Genomic DNA, 21,052 nt, shown 5'->3' with positions numbered 1-21,052 from the left:
CATGGAAACAACAATCAGCACATTGCAACAACCTATTCAATCAGGTTTTGATGCATCTTCAACAGCTCAGGAAGTTATTAAAGGAATAGATCTTACCGGAAAAACAGTCATCATTACCGGTGGTTATGCAGGAATTGGACTTGAAACCACAAAAGTTCTTGTTTCAGCCGGAGCGCATGTTATTATTCCCGCAAGAGATATCGAAAAAGCAAGGGAAAACCTTACCGGAATTGAAAATTTTGAACTTGAAAAAATGGATCTGATGGATCCGGCATCTATTGACGCTTTTGCAGAAAGATTTATTGCATCTGGTAAAAGTCTGGATCTTTTGATTAATAACGCAGGAATAATGTGGGTTCCCCTTCGTAGAGACAGCAGAGGCTTTGAATCTCAACTGGCAACGAACTACCTTGGACAGTTTCATCTTACCTCAAAATTATGGCCCGCTCTGAAAAAAGCAAATGGTGCAAGAGTTATCAATGTTTCTTCATATGGCCACCAAATGGCACCTTTTGATTTTGAAGATCCCAATTTTGAAAAAAGAGATTACGATACCCTTTCCGGATACGGACAATCCAAAACAGCCTGTAATCTGTTTGCCGTAGAACTTGACAAGAGAGGAAAAGAATTCAATATCAGAGCGTATTCCCTTCACCCTGGTTCTGTCTATGGAACAGATCTGGGTAGAGAAGAACCTATTGAACTTTTTAAACAGTTGGGAACCCACGATGAAAACGGAAATATAAAACCTGAAGTGGAAGCCCGATTAAAAACCATTCCACAAGGAGCTGCCACAACAATCTGGTGCGCTGTAAGCCCTCAACTTAACGAAATAGGAGGAGTTTATTGCGAAAACTGTGATATTGCTGAAATAGACAAAGGACAAATTGAACATAGATTTGATGAACCGGCAACCATTCGGGGAGTACAATCCTACTCTGTTGATAAAAACAATGCTGAACGTTTATGGAAATTAAGCGAAGAAATGCTGGGATTTGAGTTTAAAACCCAATAACTGTTTTTAGGCAATTATATCCCATTTTACAATTCCTGCTTTCTTATTATTATGACGCTGTCATTCTGAATGCAACGCAGTGAAATGAAGAATCTAAGCTTTATATGAGATTCTTCCTTCGTCAGAATGACAAAGCGTAAAATTATATATAGTCACCGTTTTTAAATACATTTGTAATGAAAAACTTTTGACAATGGAATTCCAGATACAGTACCTCACGCCGGATATCAAAATTTCCAGTTATGACGACAAGCTCTTCAAAACGGAAACGGTTTTTGAATATCATATGCTGGTATGGTTCATATCAGGAGAAACGAAAATTATTCAGGCAGATAAAACCTATCTGTTCAAAGCAGGAGATATTTTTCTGATTCCGAGAAATCATCTTGCCACAATTATCAATTACCCCAAAGACGGACTTCCACATAAAGCCGTAGCAATGCATCTTACCACAGAACGGCTGAAGAATTTTTACAGCTCCATTAATTATAAAAGGAAAGACGGACAGAGAGAGTCTACCATTCACAGTTTTAGCAGCCATCCGCTCCTGAACAGCTGCCTGGCTTCTCTCATTCCTTATTTTGATATAGAAGGTCCGTTTCCTGAAAACATCGCCCATCTGAAAATCACTGAAGCCATCAGTATTTTAAGAGAGATTGATCCGGATATTGATACTTTACTTGCAGATTTTGATGAGCCGGGAAAAGTAGATCTGATCAATTTTATGGAGAAGAATTATATGTTCAATATGCCATTGGAACGATTCGGATATCTGACAGGAAGGAGTTTATCTACTTTCAACAGAGATTTCAGAAAGATTTTTCAAACGACTCCGCAACGATGGCTTACGCAAAAGCGTCTTGAACTGGCCTATTATCATTTATCAGAAAAGAACAAAAAGCCTTCTGATGTTTTTCTGGAAGTAGGTTTTGAAGACCTCTCCCATTTTTCACACGCCTTTAAAAAACAGTATGGTTTTGCGCCGTCCATGGCACGATAAACAAAACAGGTTGTACACTCGTTGGTACAACCTATTTTTTTATGATCTTAATAACTCCTGAAGTTATTTTTTCTTTAAAGTATCTAAATCTTTTGGTTCCTTCTTTTGAGATATTATATTATGATTTAAAGCTTTTCTTTCAGGTTTTGAAGGTGCTTTTGAACGTGACGATTTTGATTCAGAAGCCAACAGACCGAATAAATCAAAAACTACATCAAATATGTCAAAAAAATTCCAGGACATTTCTAATCTCAGAGGCTATTATTTATTATCTCCCAATTTATAAATTTTCTTCGTTCCTTCACACTATTTTGTCCTATTATATAAAAAATCCCGATCTAAAGTAGATATATAATACTGCCGAAACAAAAAAAGCGATTACGGAACAACTGAAAAGAAGTAGCTTGAACAGCGTTTTAAAATAATAAAGTTCCAAAACGTGCAAAATAAAAAACACTATAAGTGAAATACCAGTTCCTATTAAAGAAGCTACCACTAAAGTTTGTGCATAATTTTGTACAGGTAAAGGATCTTTAAAAACAATAAAAAAAGAAAATGTTGCCAATACCAAAGCTAAGGCACTTACTTTCTCTGTGAAGTATTTTGATCTCTTAGATTCTTTCTTTTGAGGTTTTTCATCATAATTCAGGCTCTTTCGATCGGAGCTTAAACGTGATGATGTTGAACCACTCTGAAACAGCCCGGATACACTAAATAGAGTATCTAACAGATCAAAAAAATTCCAGGACATCAGTTTATTATTTTAATCCTACTTATTCTCCTCCAGTTTATGTATTTTCTTCGTTCCTTCATACATTTCATACTGTAAAAATCTTGTTTCCAGCTTTCCGTTGAAAAGTTTGATCTTTCTTGAAGGACGTAAACCGATTTTCTTCACAGCTTCAAGATCAGAAGAGATTAGCCATGCTAATGTATTCGGGTAATGCGTTTTAAAGGTATCTCCTATTTTCTTGTAAAAATCATCGTCATTGATGGAAATTCTCTCGTCGTATGGAGGATTGAATACCATTAATAAAGGGAAAAGCTCTTTTTTGGAATCAAAGAAGTTCTGTTTTTTAATTTCAATAACATCTTCCATTTCTGCTGCTTCTACATTCATTCTGGCAGCGTTCAGCATTCTTGCATCAATGTCATATCCAACAATTTTTCCATCAAATTGTCTCACTCTGTTAATTCTGAATTCTTTGATTTTTGCAAATAAATCTGCATCATAGTTATTCCAGTTCTGGAACCCGAATCTCTTTCTGAAAATCTGAGCCGGAAGATCCATCGCAATCATTGCGGCTTCAATCAGTAATGTTCCGGAACCGCACATCGGATCAAGGAAATTTCCTTTTCCGTCCCAGCCTGCCAGCTGAAGCATTCCACTTGCCAGTACTTCATTGATAGGTGCCTCCCCCTGTTCTCTTCTGTACCCTCTTTTAAACAAAGGATCTCCTGAAGAATCCATTGAAATCATTACCAATTCTCTGTCTATGTGAAGATGGAATTTGATATCCGGGTTTCTCGTTTCTACATTCGGCCGTCTTTTGAATTTTTCCTGGAAATAATCCACAATCGCATCCTTCATTTTTAAAGTCACAAACTGAGAATGCTTGAACGTTTCAGAATTGACCGTAGCATCAATAGAAAAAGACTGATCAACGTCCATAAAGTTCTCCCATTCAAATTTGAACAATCTGTCATAGAACTGGTGCTGATTGAAAGCTTTGAACTCATGAATCGGTACCAGGATTTTCAATGCTGTTCTCGCAGAGTAATTGATTTTATAAAGAAAACCAAGATCCCCTTCACAGTTAACTGCTCTGTTTTTAATTTCAACATTCCTTCCGCCCAACTTTTTGATTTCTTCTGCCAGAATCTGCTCCAATCCGAAGAATGTCTTTATCTGTATTTTAATATTTTCTGTATCCATAAGTTTGAATTAAAAGATTTAAAGCTTTAAAAATTAAAAGATTAACCATCCAACTTCTTGTCCAATTGAATTTTTCAATCTCTTAATGTTGTAAAATACTTTGCTTTTAACCGCACAAATTTAGTTATTTTTGCATTATGGAATGGTTTGAATCTTGGTTTGATACCCCTTATTATCATTTGCTTTATAGCAACAGAGACTATACAGAAGCAGAAAACTTCATTACAAAGCTCACAGCGGACCTTCAGCTTCCGCCTCAGTCGAAAATCATAGATCTTGCCTGTGGTAAAGGAAGACACTCTGTTTTTCTTAACAAATTAGGATATGATGTTCTGGGACTTGATCTTTCAAGACAAAGTATTGAATCGGACAAACAGTACGAAAATCAAACGCTGCTTTTTGAAGTTCATGATATGAGAAACCCTATTGATGCCGATCCGATGGATGCTGTATTCAATTTATTTACAAGTTTTGGGTATTTTGACAATGAAAGTGATGATAAGAAAGTATTCCAATCGGTTTACAATGCTTTAAAACCAGGAGGATATTTTGTTCTGGACTATCTGAATGAAGAATTTGTAAGAAATACCTTAGTTCCTGAAACCACAATAACCCGAGGCGATATTGAGTTCAGAATTTTAAAGAAAATTGAGGGCAGACATGTCATCAAAGATATCCGTTTTGAGGCTGACGGTAAGCCGTTTCATTTCTTTGAAAAAGTAAAACTTCATACCTTGGAAGCCATTCATGCCTATGCTTCGGAATGTGGATTTGAAAGAATAAAAATCTGGGGAGATTATCAGCTGAATGCATTTAAGAAAGAAAATTCCCCGCGATGCATCAATTTATTTAAGAAAAAATAATGACAACAGTACTTTTACTGATTTTAAGTGTCGTAACAGGAGTATTCCTGGGAAAACACTTTGGTAAAAAAGAAAAACTGGCTAAAAATTTACTGATATTAAGTGCCGGTTTTTTGATTACAATCTGTCTCAACGAAGTCTTCCCTCAGGTCTATACCTCTGCAGGAAGCAATAGTCTAGGGATATTTGTAATTGCAGGAGTTCTTCTCCAGATGATTCTGGAAGCGCTTACCAAAGGTTTTGAGCATGGACACTTCCATCATCATAGTGAACATAATATTCTTCCCGTTGCTTTAATGGTAGGACTATTCATTCATGCTTTTATTGAAGGGATTCCTTTGGCTAATGAGCAGCACGAAATGTCACCCTACCTTTGGGGAATTGTGTTTCACAATCTTCCGATCTCATTTATTCTGGGAGCATTTTTATTTAACAGAAAGGGGGAATCAAAAAGTTCTTCATCTTATCCTTCTATTCTCATTGTAGCCCTATTCGCACTGGCTTCTCCCATGGGAATGTTATTAGGAAATTATTTCAATCCGGACCTTCAGCCTTATTTCCTGGCTATTGTAGGAGGAATTTTCCTTCATATCTCATCCGTGATCATTTTTGAAAGCAATAAAAATCACAATATTGATTGGGTAAAAATCGGATTGGTTGTTTTAGGAGTTTCGCTTGCATTGATGATGCATCTTTTCCATCAACATCCCACTGCTCATTCTCATTAATCATAACAAAGCTCCGGATTTCGGAGCTTTTTCATTTTTAGCCGGTATTAATAATTCATTTTTTTCCCATCATACCCGTTGATCTTTACCCCATAGCATTTTAGATAAATAAGTTAAAATTTGTTTTTTAAAAAATATTTTACGTGAAAAATTAAATAGAAATTAAATATTTACATATTAAATTAAATAAAAATACATTGTTTAACATTTTTTAACATACACGTAACATTAATACATTGTTTTTTGTACATTAGCGACATTACCATCATCTAAAAATTGTATGAAAAAACAAAAAAACTTAACGACATCAGTCTGTTTTTTTTTAATGACAGGTTTTATAGCAGCCCAGACCACAAAGAAAACAGATTCTTTAGAAGAAAAAAAAATTGATGACATTGTAATTATTGGCTACAAAGCACAGAAAAAATCCAGTCTTACAGCCGCTGTCTCTGTTATTTCCGACAAAAAACTTCAGGATTCCAACACTCCAAGCGTATCCGGCCTTCTGCAGGGAAAAGCTGCCGGAGTTCAGGTTATGCCCAATAGCGGGGCTGCCGGTTCCTCAGCCACTGTAAAGATCAGGGGGAATTCTACTATTAATGGTCCCAGTTCTGCCCTTTGGGTAGTGGATGGTGTAGTAATGCCCTATGCGCCCAATCTGGATCCCAATCAGATTGAAAGTATTAATATCTTAAAAGATGCAGCTTCAACAGCCTTATATGGTTCTAAAGCTGCCAATGGTATTGTACAGGTATTTACCAAATCAGGGAATTCAGGAAAAGGGACATTAAGTGCATCTCTTAATAATTCGTTTAATGTATTTAACAATGGACGTTTCAAACTTATGAACGGAACGCAGCTGTATGACTATTTCACCTCATTAAAAGGGGCACCTGAAATCCCTAAAACTCTTAGAAACGATGGCTACAACTGGCTGAAAGGCGGTACACAAACAGGAGTTGTACAAAGTTATACTATTGATTTCAAAGGTGGGTCAGACCATTCAAAAACTTATATTTCAGGAAATTATTATAATGAAACCGGAACAATAAAAGGAGATGAATACAACAGGCTTTCATTCAGAATTAATCATGAACAAACCATAAAGCCCTGGTTGATACTGAAACCCAAAGTCAGCTTATCATATACCACGGGAAAAGATACTCAGGCTTCCCTCTATCAGATGTACCTTAATATGCCATGGGACAATCCCAGAGATGCTAATGGAAATCTGATCCGGGTGGATGAGGATTACACAGATTGGTATGGAAGGGATAAAAGCAACTATCTTTATGACCTACAATGGAACTATAGCAAAAGTAATCAGCTTGATCTCATAGGAAATATGGATGCTGAAATCCGGTTTACCGATTATCTGAAATTCATCACCACCAACAACATCACCTACAGGAACTTTGACAAAACTGAATATGTGGATCCCAGATCTATAGCAGGGACAAGCAATAAAGGTGAACTTACAGAGTCTTACCAGAAAACCATCAACAAATTTTTCAACCAGATGCTGAGGTTTGACAAAGATTTTGGAAATCATAACATCAATGCCTTAGCAGCATATGAATATACAGATAAATACTATAAAGAATCAAAGGCAGGGGTTTATGGAGTGGTACCGGATACAGATATTTTTAATACCGGTGCAACCACAGGACAAAAGCCATCAGGAAGAAAAATTGACCGTGCCTATAATGCCTTCCTGTTTAACGCAGAGTATGTATATGACAAAAAATATTTTGTCCAGGGATCCTTAAGAAGCGAATCATCCTCTGCATTCGGCGGCATCAAGAGAAATGGCTTATTCTATGCCTACAGCGTAGGATGGAATATTCATAAAGAAAAGTTTTTCAACGTAAAACCTGTTAACGAATGGAAACTTAGAGCCAGCCGTGGACTAGTGGGAAATACACCATATCCCGACTACGGATGGCAGGACTTATATGCATTAACACAGAAATATAATGGACAGATAGGAGCAACATGGTACCAGCTTGGAAACCCCGGACTCACTTGGGAATCTATCTATCAGAATAATATCGGTACAGACATCAGGGCATTTAATAACAGACTGACTTTAAATATTGATTATTTTAATAATAAAACGAAAGACTTACTGATGCTGGTCCTTCTGCCATCACTGACAGGTGTTGAAAGACAGTATCTGAATATTGGTGATGTCAAAAACAAAGGCTGGGAGTTCAATGTAAATTATTCCATTATACGATCAAAAGATATCAGCTGGGATCTTGGATTCAATATCAGTACTTATAAAAACAGTATCCTTTCAACGCGAAATAATGGTACACAGGTATTAGATAATTACCATGCTGCCATACCAGGATATGACGTCACTTCTTTCTATATGAGAAAGTGGCTGGGGGTAAATCCGGACAATGGTGAAGCACAATGGGAGGTCATTAATCCGGACGGCAGCAAAAGTGCAACCTCAAAATACAACCTGGCTACCGTTCAGATAGTAGGAGCTGCCACGCCAGATTATTATGGCTCTGTAAGCACTAATCTGACAATCAAAAATTTCTATCTTGCCGCAAATCTTTATTTTTCGCAGGGTGGACAAGTGTATAACTCGTACAGGGAATATTTTGATTCGGACGGTGCCTATCCGTATTACAACCAGATGGTCTTGAAAGATGGATGGACGAGATGGGAAAAGCCGGGAGATATCGCAACCCATCCGGCTGCTGTATACAACAATAATTCATTAACAAATAAGCCTTCTTCACGTTATCTTGAAGATGCCAGCTTTATCAAATTAAGATCCCTGAGAATAGGATATAATTTACCAGCATCCCTAACGGAAAAGATGAAAATAAAATCGGCGAATATTTATATTATGGGTGAAAATCTATTCACCATTACCAAATTCTCCGGAGTTGATCCGGAAATAGGTCTCAGAGATGATAATCAAACCGTATATTCTGGCAATGCAGGAGCTATCTATCCTATTCCAAGAAGATTTTCTTTAGGCTTAAACTTTTCTTTTTAAAAAATTAATTATGAAAAAAATACTTATTCCCATTCTCATACTGTCATTAACGGCATGTAATATAGACCGCTCACCCTATGATTCAAAGGAGTCTGATGTTGTCCTGACAGATGCAACAGGGCTGCAGACTATTACCTTAGGAAATTATGCATTGCTTAAAGGTGATGCTGACGGCGGCGGCTTTTATAACAACCTGTACAGAATCAGTGAATACGGTGGTGATAATGTTGATATCAGCGGAACGACCACCGATTCATTCTTTTATTATTATAATTATAAAAGTATTAAAAACAATACCCGCACCAATATTATCTGGAATTCCGGATATAAAGCTATTATTGGTTGCAACAGAGTTATATCAAAGATTAATGAAGGAAAAGACACAGAAACAGATCAGCTGATCGGTGAAAATTATTTCCTGAGAGCTTATGTATACTTTTCTCTGGTTAATGTATTTGGACGACCGTATAGTCAAGGGGCAGGCAATCCTGGTGTACCTTTAAAGCTATCTGACGATGTCAACGATTTGCCTGCAAGAGCCACGGTAGGAGAAATATACAATCAGGTGCTAAGTGATCTTTTAAAGGCTGAAAAACTGATGACAATGGGTAAAGATAATATATATGCATCCAGAGAAGCAGCACAGGCTTTACTTTCCAGAGTCTATTTATACATGGAAAACAATGATAAAGCGATAGAATATGCAGATAAAGTCATCAATTCCGGAAAATATACGCTTCTGTCCAAAGCAGAGCTACCTGCTTATGCCACCAAAACTCCGGAAACCAATAAAGAAACCATTTTTGCATTTAAATATAATAAAGATGGAGACTATAGTGATGGCTGGTATACGATAGGCTCTATGTATGCCACCATACAGAATGTGGGCTGGGGTGAAATGTATGCTTCTTCCTCTTATCTGGATCTCATCAACCAGAATCCTCAGGATGCAAGGATTAAGTTTATTTCTCCAAAATATAGCAGTCCGGCGGTTCCGGTAGCTTATTGGGTACAAAAAGGGACCAACTCATCCGGTGCCGCCACCTACAGTTATCAATTCCAAAAGACTTTCCAGCAGAATGGAAATACTTATTTCACCATGAATAATATCAATTATCAGGTACAATCTGAGGCAGCACCCAATAAAACAAACTATTATTTTATCAACGCAACCGGTGGGAAAACTTATGTATACCTGGATAATGACATGGATAAAAGAAACGGATATCCTAAATTTTATGTTTTAAAATGTTCATTACAGGAAGGTGTTCCGCAATTATGGTCTCCGGTTATTATAAGACTGGCAGAAATATATCTGAACAGAGCTGAAGCTTCTGCAAAAACAGGAAATACTGCTTCAGCACTGGCAGACGTAAATACTATCAGAACAAGAGCCGGAATACCTGTATACAATTCAGTTCCTGCAGGACAAACTGCTCTGGATGTTGTTCTACAGGAAAGAAGGTTGGAAATGGCTTTTGAAGGGCATAGAAGATATGATGTTTTCAGAAACAAACTGGATCTCGACAGGCAATATCCCGGCACCCATTTAAGTGGAAGTAACGTCTTTTACACAGTACCTTATACCCATAACAGAGTAGTAGAATATATTCCGGAACAGCAGATACAGATACAGCCTAATCTGGTACAGAATCCGGATTAAAAAATGGATATTGTATACTTTCCATTGTATATAAATGGGAGACAAAAATCAATAAAAAAGAGGCTGCCCGAATTTTTCGGGCAGCCTTTGTATATTTTGATATTTCTTAAAGCATCAGATTAGAATTTCCATCCTAAAGTAAGGAAGAAATTATTTCTATTGTTCTTCACATCACTCACAGCATAAGCATCGCTTTCGAAAGTATTTTTAGCAGAATAATAGGACGAATCAAAATTATCACCCATATATCCTCTCATGAAAGGATTGGTATACTTAGACGAAATATTCTGATAAGACGCATCGATATAGAATGATTTGAAATCATATCCAATACCGAAAGAAAGTGTATTTCTATCACTTAGCATCAAGTTGCTGTAAGACTGGTCTCCAACGCTTCCTGCATCATTAAATCTACTGATTGTAAGTGCATCAAAAGGACTTGACTGGTAAGAGTATCCTCCTCTCAATCTGAACTGCTGTACTCTGTACTCAGCTCCCACTCTTACTTCTGAAAGATTCTTGTAGTTGTCTTTGAAGAAATCATTCAACTCTCTTTCTGCACCTCCATATACTTTATAATCAGGTTTTGTAAGTCCAAGAGTATAGTCTACGTTCAACGAGAAGTTTTTACTCGCTACAAAGGCAGCACTTACTGTTGCTTTAAGCGGTGAAGTAAACTTTCTGTTTTCAGCTCCCATATCATCTCCGTAAACGGGATCATTATAGAAGTAATAATTTCTGTCTATCGTCCAGAATGTAGGTGTTTCAAGAGATGCTCCCAATCTGAAATTAGGACTTAGCTTCCCGATTACCCCCAATGAAGCAGAAAAACCTGAAGATCTTTCTGAATACGGAGTATCCTGCTTACTGAATGCTTCTGTAGAGCCATTGGCAATGTTCCGGTAAAATAAAGTATCATACTGATCCAATGAAGCATTGAAAAAATTGAAACCTGCTCCTAAATATAAATTATGATTATAGTTGGCACCTACCCCGAAACTCATCTTTGACAAGTTACCGTATCTTTCATACATATGACCTGCTAATGCCGCATCTTTGGTAATATCATCCTTATCAAAAGCATAAACCACATTATTATTTCCCGGAGATTGAATTACATTATCAAGAGTCTGATTAGAAAAATTAATACCAATATTGATAAACTTCCATCCGGTTTCTGTCATCAAAGGAAAAGCAATTATTCCCCCCGCATTCCCAAGATCTCCTTTGGTTTTGCTGTAATCTATTGTAGATCCTCCTAAAGAAGTGCTGTTTTTATTTCCTAAAATAGATAAAGTTCCTGAAACCTCTCCTGAAATAGCCACTCCCAAACCTGCAGGGTTCGTAAGCAAAGAGTTTGCATCACCACCCAGCGCTCCATTAGCTCCAGCCATCGCATTAAACTTAGCCGATCCCACCATAGGAGTACTTGAATAAACCTCTACTGTATTTCTTATGACAGAAACATCCTGAGCCTGTGCATAAAATGCAGCAGAAATACTCATTAATACTAAAGATTTTTTTAACATTATTTTTTAATAGTTTATTAATTTGAAAAATTATCTGAAGCCTCCTCTGCCTCCGCCGCCGGATCTCATTCCGCCACCGCCTCCTGAAGAACCGCCTCTGAAGCCTCCTCCTCCGGAGTTGAAGCCACCACTCGATCTGAAACCTCCTGAATCATTAGATCTGAAGCCTCCATTATTGTTGTTATATCTTGGCTGTGGTTGCTGATAATTGTAATTAGGTCTTGTTTGTGGCGCAGAGTTACGGAATCCACCATTAGATTGAGTATTTCTGAAGCCTCCGGAATTACCGTTTCTAAAACCTCCGGAATTGCCATCTCTGAAACCGCCATTGCTATTTCTGAAACCTCCGTTTGAATTAGTATCTCTGAAACCACCATTATTATTCGTGTTTCTGAAACCCGAATTGTTTGTATTCGTTCTGTACACTGCGTTGGCTACCCCTGTATTCTGGAATCCACCTCCACTGATACCACTTCTTCTGTAAACAGGTCTGTTGTAGTAGCCGCCACCCCAGTAGCCTCCTCCGTAACCCCAGTAAGGATTTCCGTAGTATCCGCCCCAGAATGGATCATAATATCCGCCATAGCCGTATCCCCAGTATGGACTTCCCCATCCGAAAGAGCCTCCCCAGCCCCATCCGAACGATCCGCCCCAGCCCCAGGACATACTTGCACCCCAGCCCCAGCCGCGGTTCATACCCCAGCCCCAATATGGGCTGTAACCACCATACCATCCCCAAGGAGATCCCCATCCCCATGAGTTGTCATAATAGTTGGTCTGAGAACCTGCATAAAGTCCCCAATCCGAGTCTGTAGCGTTGGAATTCCAGTTGGTATTGGTACCACTCCAGTCATTATATCTGTTTTGCTGCTCTCTGGAATTCGCCTGTGCATTCTGAATTACATTGGAATCCTGATAATAGTCATAATATTCTCCTACTCTGTTTCCGCTATCATTAATGATAACTCCTTCAGGTAGCGTATCCTTATTGGGGTCGTAATACACCCCATCTGTCTCGCTATACCCTCCCATCTGAGCACCACAAGACACAAGTAATAATCCGCCCGATATAGCTAATATCCCTTTGGATCTTAGCAGACCAAGCAAATTTTTATGTATATTTCTTTTCATGATAACGTAAAAATTTTTAATTTAAATTATATTTGCAATCTGTACCAAAAATGTACCAAAATACTGGTAAAAAAATCTATCAAAAATAGATTTTTATTTTTAGATAACAATAATGTACAAAAGTTAAAAAAATTTTAAAAAATAATGGCAAAATTAACCTCAAGAAGCGAAGATTACAGCAAATGGTATAATGAGCTGGTTGTAAAAGCTGATTTAGCTGAAAACTCGGGCGTGCGTGGATGTATGGTGATCAAACCGTATGGCTATGCGATCTGGGAAAAAATGCGTGATGAAATGGATAAAAAATTCAAAGAAACAGGTCACGTTAACGCATACTTCCCGCTTTTTGTGCCCAAGAGCTTGTTTGAGGCTGAGGAAAAAAATGCAGAAGGTTTTGCAAAAGAATGCGCTGTTGTTACTCACTACAGGTTAAAAACCGATCCGGATAATCCATCCAAGCTGATTGTAGACCCGGATGCGAAACTGGAAGAAGAACTTATTGTTCGTCCTACTTCAGAAGCAATTATCTGGAATACCTACAAAAACTGGATTCAGTCTTACAGAGACTTACCGATACTGATCAACCAATGGGCGAATGTTGTTCGTTGGGAAATGAGAACACGTCTTTTCCTGAGAACAGCAGAATTCTTATGGCAGGAAGGTCACACCGCTCACGCTACAAAAGATGAAGCTGTAGAAGAAGCAGAAAAAATGAATAAAGTATATGCAGATTTTGCTGAAAACTTTATGGCTATTCCTGTAATTCAAGGATTAAAAACTCCTTCTGAAAGATTTGCAGGAGCTGATGAAACATATTGTATTGAAGCATTGATGCAGGACGGAAAAGCTTTGCAAGCCGGAACATCTCACTTCTTAGGTCAGAATTTTGCAAAAGCATTTGATGTTAAATTCACCAACAAAGAAGGGAAAATTGAACATGCATGGGCAACATCATGGGGAACTTCTACCCGTCTCATGGGTGCTTTAATTATGACCCACTCTGATGATTTCGGGTTGGTATTGCCTCCTACCCTTGCACCAATTCAGGTGGTGATTGTTCCTATCTTTAAAGGAGAAGAGCAACTGGAACAAATCAGTGAAGTGGCTTTAGATATTCAGGCTAAATTGAGAGCAAAAGGAATTTCTGTGAAATTTGACAATGATACCCAGAACAAACCAGGATGGAAATTTGCGGAATATGAATTGAAAGGAGTTCCTGTAAGAATCGCTATGGGACCAAGAGACCTTGAAAATAAATCTGTAGAAATTGCGAGAAGAGATAATCTGACTAAAGAAGTTCGTTCTATTGAAGGACTTGATTCTTATATCGAAGATCTATTGAAAACGATTCAGCAGGACATTTATAACAAAGCATTTGAGTTCAGAAAAAATAATATCACAAAAGTGGATACTTATGAAGAATTCAAAAAAGTTCTGGAAGAGAAAGGTGGATTTATCTATGCACACTGGGATGGAACAGCTGAAGAAGAGGAACAAATCAAGGATGAAACGAAAGCTACGATCAGATGTATTCCTTTGGATAATGACGTGGAAGAAGGAATTTCTTTAATTTCAGGAAAACCATCTAAGAGACGTGTATTATTTGCAAAAGCTTATTAAAAATTTTAATGATTTAGAAAAAAATCATTAAATTTTAAAGAAATATTCAAAAAAAAGTGACATTTGGACGGATTTTTGTTTAAATTTATCTCAACATTAATCAAAAAAATTTATTATTATGTCTTTAAATGTCATTGATTTAATTAAAGGACAATTAGGTCCCGCATTGGTTTCACAGGCTGCATCACAGTTTGGAGAAAGTGAATCCGGTATTTCTAAAGCAATTGGCGGATTATTACCTGCTGTAGTAGGTGGATTAGCCAATAATGCAGATAAGCCTGGCGTTGTGGATGCTATTACACAAGCCTCTTCAAGTGGAATTTTAGGAAACTTATTGGGTGGTTCGTCCAGCAGTCCTATTATTTCAAACTTGTTGTCTTCTATTTTTGGAGATAAAGTAAGTGCATTAGTAAATTCGATTGCCAGTTTTTCAGGAGTCAGCAATACCTCTGCAGGTTCTTTGTTAAACCTGGTGACTGGAGCTACAGTAGGCACTATTGGAAAATATGCAGCAGACAATAACTTGGGTGCTTCAGGTATTTCCAGCTTACTGCATGATCAGAAAGGCATTATTTCTTCTTTACTGCCGGCAGGTCTTTCTTTGGCTTCCTTTGGATTAGGAGCTGAAAATTGGTTTGGCCAGGCAAAAGAAACAGTTTCTTCCGTAACTTCTACTGCAAAAGATAACATCGCCGAAGGTGTTGCTACAGCAAGAGAAAATGTTTCAGAAGGAGCAAGAGAAGTAAGAGAAAGATTTGAAAATAATAACAATAATAATCAAGGCGGAGGTTCAATCTGGAAATGGTTGCTTCCGCTTTTATTATTGATCGCTGCGGCTTATTTCTTATGGAAGCAGTGTGAGAAAAAACAAACCACCACAACCACTACCACAACATCTGATTCTACAGCAACCAGCACAACTACGGATACTGCTGCTACAACAGTAACACCTGCTCCTGCAACAGCTAAAACAGATGAAGATATTGATCTTAATGGAGTGATGTTAAAAGGTTACAAAGGAGGAATGGAAGATCAGATGATTACATTCCTGAAATCCGGAAACTACAAAAATGCGGCTGATGATGCAGCATTGAAAGACAAGTGGTATGATTTCGATCACGTAAATTTCAAAATGGGAAGTGCTACTGAACTAGAAGCCGGTTCACAAGGTCAATTGGATAACTTAGTGGCGATCCTTAAGGCTTTCCCTGATGCGAAAATCAAAATCGGAGGCTATACGGATAAAACCGGAAATGAAGCTAACAACGTAAAATTGTCAAAAGCGAGAGCTGAATTCATCAAGGCTGCTTTAGTAAAAGCAGGAGTTGGTGCTCAGGTTTTAGAAGCTGAGGGCTATGGAAGTAAATTTGCGAAAGTTGATGCTACAGCTTCTGATGCTGAAAGAGCTGCAGACAGAAAAATGGCTGTAAGATTTGCAAAATAATCTTTAGATTCAATAAAAATTAGATCCCGGAAAGCAATTTCCGGGATTTTTTTATGCGTTCATTTTTCTGTTTACATTTATTTAATTAAATTTGTTAGTCATTTCTAACATTTATGAATTTCAATATAAAAAGCGCCTGGCGAAAAGATAAAACCAATCATTCCTTATCAGAGGTTTATTCATCAATCAAAGTCCCTAAAAATGCAACTTTCTGGAGGAAGTATCTTGCGTTTGCAGGACCAGGACTGATGATTGCCGTAGGGTATATGGATCCAGGAAACTGGGCTACAGATATTGCCGGGGGAGCCCAATTCGGTTATACACTCCTTTCGGTTATCCTTATTTCCAATATTTTTGCAATGGTTTTACAGCACTTGTCTGTAAAACTTGGTGTTGTTGCAGAAAGAGATCTTGCTCAGGCTTGCAGAGACCACTTCAGTCCTACCACTAATTTTATGCTCTGGGTATTCTGTGAAATAGCCATTGCCGCATGTGACCTCGCTGAAGTCATTGGTTCGGCCATTGCACTAAACCTGTTATTCCATATCCCGCTGACCTGGGGAATTGTCATCACAACAGTAGATGTTTTAATCATCCTTTTACTTCAGGCAAAAGGCTTCCGTTGGATTGAAAGTATTGTTGGAGGACTTATCTTCATTATTCTGGCGTGTTTCGTGTATGAAATTATCATTTCGCAACCTGCTTTTAATGAGATTCTGGGAGGTTTGGTTCCACAAAAGGAAATCATTCAGAATCCTGCTATGCTTTATATTGCCATCGGGATTTTAGGAGCTACCGTAATGCCACACAATCTGTATCTGCACAGCAGTATTGTACAGACCCGGGATTATACCCGCGATACCGAAGGAAAAAAAGAAGCCATAAAGTTTGCCACCATAGACAGTACCGTTTCATTAATGCTGGCATTTTTCATCAATGCGGCAATCCTTATTCTGGCTGCTGCTACATTCCATACTACAGGCAACGAACATGTGGCGGATATTCATGATGCCTATAAAATGTTGACTCCTATTCTGGGAGCTTCTATGGCCAGTATTGCATTTGCTATAGCTTTATTGGCATCCGGACAAAACTCGACATTAACAGGAACTCTTGCCGGACAGATCGTCATGGAAGGCTTCCTGAACATCAGATTAAAACCATGGCTGAGAAGATTGATCACCAGACTTATTGCGGTAATTCCGGCACTTATTGTTGCTATTCTTTATGGAGAACAGGGAACCACTGAATTATTGGTTTTAAGCCAGGTTATTCTTTCCATGCAGCTAAGTTTTGCCGTTGTTCCTCTGGTAATGTTTACGAATGATAAAGCCAAAATGGGTGAATTTGTCAATAAACCATTCCTGAAAGTCTGTGTATGGATTATTTCCATCATCATCATTGTTCTAAATCTGTATCTTTTGTACCAGACGTTTACAGGAGAATAGAAAATATAACTATAGTTTTAAAATTGACTATTGGACATTCTTTAGTGAATGGTCAAGAGTCAATTTTTGTTTCACAAAGTCAATTATTCATCCGTTCCTACAACAAATTCACAAGCGGAGCGGATTGACGTATTCACGATTCACCATTACTGCTTTTTCTGCCTTAATGTCCAGATTTTAGATTTGGCAGGCTCTTTGTCAAACAATCAGTAAATAAATATTGAATTATGGAAAACCAGGATATTAACGAAGAAAGCATCAATAATCAGGAAGAAAACAATGTTCAGAATGACGCAACGTCTCAGGACAATGTGGCAGTTACACCTTCTCCGGAGGAACTTTTGGCAGAAGAAAAAGACCGTTACATCAGATTGTATGCTGAATTCGAAAATTATAAAAAGAGAACGAGCAAAGAGAAGATGGAATTCTTCCAGTATGCCAATCAGGAAATGATGGTTTCAATGTTAGGAGTTTTAGATGATTTTGAAAGAGCTTTAAAAGAAATCGCTAAAAACGGAAATCCGGCTGATCTGCAAGGTGTAGAGCTTATCTATCAGAAATTCAAGAATAAACTTACCGAAAAAGGACTAAAAACAATGGAAGTAAAGGCTGGTGACAGCTTTGATGTTGATTTCCATGAAGCGATTACTCAGATCCCAGCTCCATCGGAAGATTTGAAAGGAAAAATCGTAGACGTTATTGAAACAGGATATACTTTAAATGATAAAGTGATCCGTTTTGCAAAAGTAGTAACAGGAAATTAAAATTCATAAATGATAAATGGTGAGTGATAATTGAATGTTTCACTTATTAGCTTTAGAATATCTTTTATCATTTATCAACAATCAATTATAAAATTGTCATGTCAAAAAGAGATTATTACGAGGTTCTTGAGATCAGCAAATCTGCATCTGCCGACGAAATAAAGAAAGCATACCGTAAAATGGCCATCAAGTTTCACCCGGATAAAAATCCAGGGGATAAAGAGGCTGAAGAAAAATTTAAAGAAGCTGCTGAAGCTTACGAAGTTCTGAGCGACGATCAGAAACGTGCGAGATACGACCAGTTCGGACATGCCGGAATGGGTGGAAATGGTGGTTTCGGAGGCGGAGGCTTCGGAGGCGGAATGAACATGGAAGATATTTTCAGCCAGTTTGGAGATATTTTCGGTGGTGGTTTCGGAGGATTCGGTGGTGGCGGCGGAGGCCGTCAGCAGGTGAAAGGTTCTAATTTAAGAATCAGAATCAAGCTGAACCTTGAAGAAATGGTAAACGGTACTCAGAAAACCATTAAAGTAAAGAAAATGAAGATGGCAGAAGGTGCCACTTCAAAAACATGTCCTACCTGTAATGGTTCCGGTGTTCAGTTAAAAGTAATGAATACCATGTTTGGTCAAATGCAGACTCAGACAACTTGTAGTACTTGTCAGGGAATTGGGAAAGTTGCCGACAAAATTCCTGCAGGAGCCAATGCGCAGGGTCTTATCAAAGATGAAGAGGAAATCACGATCAATATTCCGGCAGGAGCAAGAGACGGTATTCAGCTTAATGTAAGAGGAAAAGGAAATGACGCTCCATTTGGAGGTGTTCCGGGAGATCTATTGGTGATTATCGAAGAGGAAGTAGATCAAACGATCAAGAGAGAAGGCGATAATCTTCACCAGGAATTATATGTTTCATTTGCTGAAGCTGCTTTAGGAACGAAGAAAGAAATTCCTACCGTAGGCGGAAAAGTAAAAATTACCGTTGATCCGGGAACACAATCCGGAAAGATCCTGAGATTAGCTGGAAAAGGACTTCCTAGCATCGACAGTTATGGTAAAGGAGACATGTTTATCCACATCAATGTATGGACTCCACAGAAGCTTACGAAAGACCAGAAAGAATTCTTTGAAAAGCAGATGTCCAGCGGAGAAATGGTTGCAGAACCATCCGGAAAGGAAAAAACTTTTTTTGATAAAGTAAAAGATTTATTCAATTAATATAGAAAAAGAGACTTTTTACAGGTCTCTTTTTTTGTTTAACGTTCAAAGTTTTATATTCAATGTTTAACCTAATCATAAAAAATCCTGCACTCTCTCGAGCACAGGATTTTTGGTTATTTAATTCTAATTCTGTTTTATTTTTTTGTTGCAAGGGAATAGATTCCTTTTCCTAAAGTGAAGACAGCAACCGCTGCCAATCCGCCAGTAACTCCAAGCGTAAGCTCTTTCAAAACATCCGGCCAGGTTGGAAGTATACCATGAAGAAATTCTACTCTGTGCAGAAAAATTCCACCGGCAACCATTATTAAAGCAATTGTTCCTACCACTCCTAATATTTTAATAACAATAGGTAAAGCCTTCACTAATAGATGTCCAAGCCCCCCGAAAAAGCCTTTATCCTTACTTTTCTTTATTAATTTAAACCCAGCATCATCCATTCTTACGATCAAAGCTACAATTCCGTAAACTCCAACAGTAGCGATAAATGCAACCAGGCTCGTTACTAAAATCTGCGTAATGAAAGGATGACTTTCTTCCAATACGGTTCCCAAAGCAATAATAACGATCTCGATGGATAAAATAAAATCAGTTGTAATTGCCGATTTTACTTTCTCTTTTTCAATTTCTTCAGAACTTTTTTCATCTTCTTCAATTTGTTCTATGACTTCATGACCCTTTTTGTCACGGTGAAAAAGAAACTCTATTACTTTTTCAACGCCTTCAAAAGCCAGATAGAATCCTCCAAGGATCAACACATAATTAATAGCCGGAGCATACAACCAATTAAGTAAAAAAACGATAGGAAGAATAATCAGTTTATTGATAAATGATCCTTTGGTAATTGCCCATAAAACGGGAATTTCTCTTGAGGAAAGAAAGCCAGTGGCTTTTTCTGCATTTACAGCCAGGTCGTCTCCTAAAATTCCGGCTGTCTTTTGGGTAGCAACCTTACTGGTAACCGCTACATCATCCATCAATGCTGCAATATCATCCAAAATTGCAAAAAAGCCTGATGCCATATTTTAATAATTTTTTAATCTTTGTTAAGTTCAGCAAAAATAATTATTTAATTCCGTTTTTGGATTCATAATGTAACAATAATTTTGAAAATTATAAGAATCTTTCAACAATCCTTCACTTTCAATATTTTATATCTTTGTTTAAAATCTATTGAATGGATAAAAACTGGGAAAACCAATTACAAAATATATGGCTGAAACTTGGAACCATAAGCAGTGAAGAGTTTATTGAGCAAATTAAAAATCATGTAGAATTACTTACAGAAACGGATTCCCAGGCTATTGCCGATTTTGAAAGAGCCTGCGCTTTCGACTCTACTGGACATGAGCAGGAAGCAGAACCACTGTACAGATCAGCATTAGAAAAAGGATTAACTGGCTTACGAAGAAGAAGAGCAAGAATTCAGCTGGCAAGCACCTTAAGAAATAATGGAAAAATAGAAGAAAGCATTCATATTTTAAGGGAAGAAAAAGCCCATTATTCTGATGAACTGAATGATGCTGTAGATTCTTTTTTAGCGTTGTCCCTTTCTTCAGCAGGGGAATACAAAGAAGCGCTATCTTTAGCATTGAAAGCCCTTTCCAAACATTTGCCCAGATACAATATTTCTTTGAGCCGCTACGCTGAAAACCTTTAATTTTAACCGTTT

16 protein-coding genes are annotated in these 21,052 nt (G+C 37.7%); 12 read left to right on the top strand and 4 right to left on the bottom strand.

Annotated features, from left to right (window positions below; all coding sequences use genetic code 11):
• Position 1: 1 nt before the first annotated feature.
• Together RAH34_RS19500 and RAH34_RS19495 are read left to right on the top strand one after the other, a co-directional pair.
• Positions 2-1,015, top strand: a complete 1,014-nt coding sequence (locus tag RAH34_RS19500) for an SDR family NAD(P)-dependent oxidoreductase (RefSeq protein WP_306597228.1) — start codon at positions 2-4, stop codon at positions 1,013-1,015.
• Between the two features lie 193 nt (positions 1,016-1,208).
• Complete coding sequence (locus tag RAH34_RS19495; RefSeq protein ID WP_306597227.1) at positions 1,209-2,015, top strand: AraC family transcriptional regulator; 807 nt, start codon at positions 1,209-1,211, stop codon at positions 2,013-2,015.
• A gap of 769 nt (positions 2,016-2,784) precedes the next feature.
• Here RAH34_RS19495 and RAH34_RS19490 read toward each other — a convergent pair.
• A complete protein-coding gene (locus tag RAH34_RS19490; protein WP_306597226.1) occupies positions 2,785-3,951 on the bottom strand; it encodes a class I SAM-dependent RNA methyltransferase in 1,167 nt (388 codons plus the stop codon).
• A 137-nt stretch (positions 3,952-4,088) separates the two neighbouring features.
• Between RAH34_RS19490 and RAH34_RS19485 the strand changes: the two genes are divergently transcribed.
• The 4 genes from RAH34_RS19485 (at position 4,089) to RAH34_RS19470 (ending at position 10,227) form a co-directional block, all read left to right on the top strand.
• Positions 4,089-4,814: a class I SAM-dependent methyltransferase gene (locus RAH34_RS19485; protein WP_306597225.1), complete on the top strand. Its 726-nt coding sequence runs from the start codon at positions 4,089-4,091 to the stop codon at positions 4,812-4,814.
• Entirely contained in the window at positions 4,814-5,542 is a 729-nt protein-coding gene (locus RAH34_RS19480; RefSeq protein ID WP_306597224.1) for a ZIP family metal transporter, read from the top strand. Before RAH34_RS19485 ends, RAH34_RS19480 begins: the two co-directional genes overlap by 1 nt.
• Positions 5,543-5,822: 280 nt before the next feature.
• Complete coding sequence (locus tag RAH34_RS19475; RefSeq protein ID WP_306597223.1) at positions 5,823-8,564, top strand: SusC/RagA family TonB-linked outer membrane protein; 2,742 nt, start codon at positions 5,823-5,825, stop codon at positions 8,562-8,564.
• Positions 8,565-8,574: 10 nt separating this feature from the next.
• Positions 8,575-10,227 (top strand): RagB/SusD family nutrient uptake outer membrane protein, encoded by a 1,653-nt coding sequence (locus RAH34_RS19470; RefSeq protein ID WP_306597222.1) that lies wholly within the window; start codon positions 8,575-8,577, stop codon positions 10,225-10,227.
• A gap of 119 nt (positions 10,228-10,346) precedes the next feature.
• Here RAH34_RS19470 and RAH34_RS19465 read toward each other — a convergent pair whose 3' ends face one another.
• A complete protein-coding gene (locus tag RAH34_RS19465; RefSeq protein WP_228411990.1) occupies positions 10,347-11,732 on the bottom strand; it encodes an OmpP1/FadL family transporter in 1,386 nt (461 codons plus the stop codon).
• 54 nt (positions 11,733-11,786) lie between these two features.
• Positions 11,787-12,887 carry a prolyl-tRNA synthetase gene (locus RAH34_RS19460; RefSeq protein ID WP_185144347.1) on the bottom strand — a complete coding sequence of 367 codons (1,101 nt, stop codon included), beginning with the start codon at positions 12,885-12,887 and terminating at the stop codon, positions 11,787-11,789.
• Between the two features lie 144 nt (positions 12,888-13,031).
• Here RAH34_RS19460 and proS point away from each other — a divergent pair, with 144 nt between their 5' ends.
• From proS to dnaJ, 5 genes are all read left to right on the top strand, one after another.
• The gene (proS, locus tag RAH34_RS19455) at positions 13,032-14,507 is read left to right on the top strand and encodes a proline--tRNA ligase (protein WP_114821184.1); all 1,476 of its coding nucleotides are present in this window, start codon (positions 13,032-13,034) and stop codon (positions 14,505-14,507) included.
• A 118-nt stretch (positions 14,508-14,625) separates the two neighbouring features.
• On the top strand, positions 14,626-15,951 hold the full coding sequence (locus RAH34_RS19450; protein WP_306597221.1) for an OmpA family protein: 1,326 nt from the start codon (positions 14,626-14,628) through the stop codon (positions 15,949-15,951).
• Positions 15,952-16,064: 113 nt separating this feature from the next.
• Positions 16,065-17,399 carry an Nramp family divalent metal transporter gene (locus tag RAH34_RS19445; protein WP_114821186.1) on the top strand — a complete coding sequence of 445 codons (1,335 nt, stop codon included), beginning with the start codon at positions 16,065-16,067 and terminating at the stop codon, positions 17,397-17,399.
• Between the two features lie 224 nt (positions 17,400-17,623).
• Positions 17,624-18,163: a nucleotide exchange factor GrpE gene (locus tag RAH34_RS19440; RefSeq protein ID WP_373427995.1), complete on the top strand. Its 540-nt coding sequence runs from the start codon at positions 17,624-17,626 to the stop codon at positions 18,161-18,163.
• A gap of 98 nt (positions 18,164-18,261) precedes the next feature.
• Positions 18,262-19,380, top strand: coding sequence for a molecular chaperone DnaJ (dnaJ, locus tag RAH34_RS19435; protein ID WP_306597219.1), 1,119 nt, complete (start codon positions 18,262-18,264; stop codon positions 19,378-19,380).
• A 137-nt stretch (positions 19,381-19,517) separates the two neighbouring features.
• Here the strand turns inward: dnaJ and RAH34_RS19430 are convergent, their stop codons facing one another.
• Positions 19,518-20,402, bottom strand: coding sequence for a DUF808 family protein (locus RAH34_RS19430; protein ID WP_306597218.1), 885 nt, complete (start codon positions 20,400-20,402; stop codon positions 19,518-19,520).
• A gap of 155 nt (positions 20,403-20,557) precedes the next feature.
• Between RAH34_RS19430 and RAH34_RS19425 the strand changes: the two genes are divergently transcribed.
• On the top strand, positions 20,558-21,040 hold the full coding sequence (locus RAH34_RS19425; protein ID WP_306597217.1) for a tetratricopeptide repeat protein: 483 nt from the start codon (positions 20,558-20,560) through the stop codon (positions 21,038-21,040).
• Positions 21,041-21,052 lie beyond the last annotated feature (12 nt).

Source organism: Chryseobacterium sp. WLY505 (genome assembly GCF_030846215.1).
GTDB lineage: Bacteria > Bacteroidota > Bacteroidia > Flavobacteriales > Weeksellaceae > Chryseobacterium.
The sequence above is the reverse complement of the archived record's forward strand: the minus strand, read 5'-3'. Positions and strand labels throughout refer to the sequence as shown.

Coding starts and splice junctions, on each gene's coding strand:
- RAH34_RS19500 (WP_306597228.1), top strand. CDS start 2: ATGGAAACAACAATCAGCACATTGCAACAACCTATTCAATCAGGTTTT.
- RAH34_RS19495 (WP_306597227.1), top strand. CDS start 1,209: ATGGAATTCCAGATACAGTACCTCACGCCGGATATCAAAATTTCCAGT.
- RAH34_RS19490 (WP_306597226.1), bottom strand. CDS start 3,951: ATGGATACAGAAAATATTAAAATACAGATAAAGACATTCTTCGGATTG.
- RAH34_RS19485 (WP_306597225.1), top strand. CDS start 4,089: ATGGAATGGTTTGAATCTTGGTTTGATACCCCTTATTATCATTTGCTT.
- RAH34_RS19480 (WP_306597224.1), top strand. CDS start 4,814: ATGACAACAGTACTTTTACTGATTTTAAGTGTCGTAACAGGAGTATTC.
- RAH34_RS19475 (WP_306597223.1), top strand. CDS start 5,823: ATGAAAAAACAAAAAAACTTAACGACATCAGTCTGTTTTTTTTTAATG.
- RAH34_RS19470 (WP_306597222.1), top strand. CDS start 8,575: ATGAAAAAAATACTTATTCCCATTCTCATACTGTCATTAACGGCATGT.
- RAH34_RS19465 (WP_228411990.1), bottom strand. CDS start 11,732: ATGAGTATTTCTGCTGCATTTTATGCACAGGCTCAGGATGTTTCTGTC.
- RAH34_RS19460 (WP_185144347.1), bottom strand. CDS start 12,887: ATGAAAAGAAATATACATAAAAATTTGCTTGGTCTGCTAAGATCCAAA.
- proS (WP_114821184.1), top strand. CDS start 13,032: ATGGCAAAATTAACCTCAAGAAGCGAAGATTACAGCAAATGGTATAAT.
- RAH34_RS19450 (WP_306597221.1), top strand. CDS start 14,626: ATGTCTTTAAATGTCATTGATTTAATTAAAGGACAATTAGGTCCCGCA.
- RAH34_RS19445 (WP_114821186.1), top strand. CDS start 16,065: ATGAATTTCAATATAAAAAGCGCCTGGCGAAAAGATAAAACCAATCAT.
- dnaJ (WP_306597219.1), top strand. CDS start 18,262: ATGTCAAAAAGAGATTATTACGAGGTTCTTGAGATCAGCAAATCTGCA.
- RAH34_RS19430 (WP_306597218.1), bottom strand. CDS start 20,402: ATGGCATCAGGCTTTTTTGCAATTTTGGATGATATTGCAGCATTGATG.
- RAH34_RS19425 (WP_306597217.1), top strand. CDS start 20,558: ATGGATAAAAACTGGGAAAACCAATTACAAAATATATGGCTGAAACTT.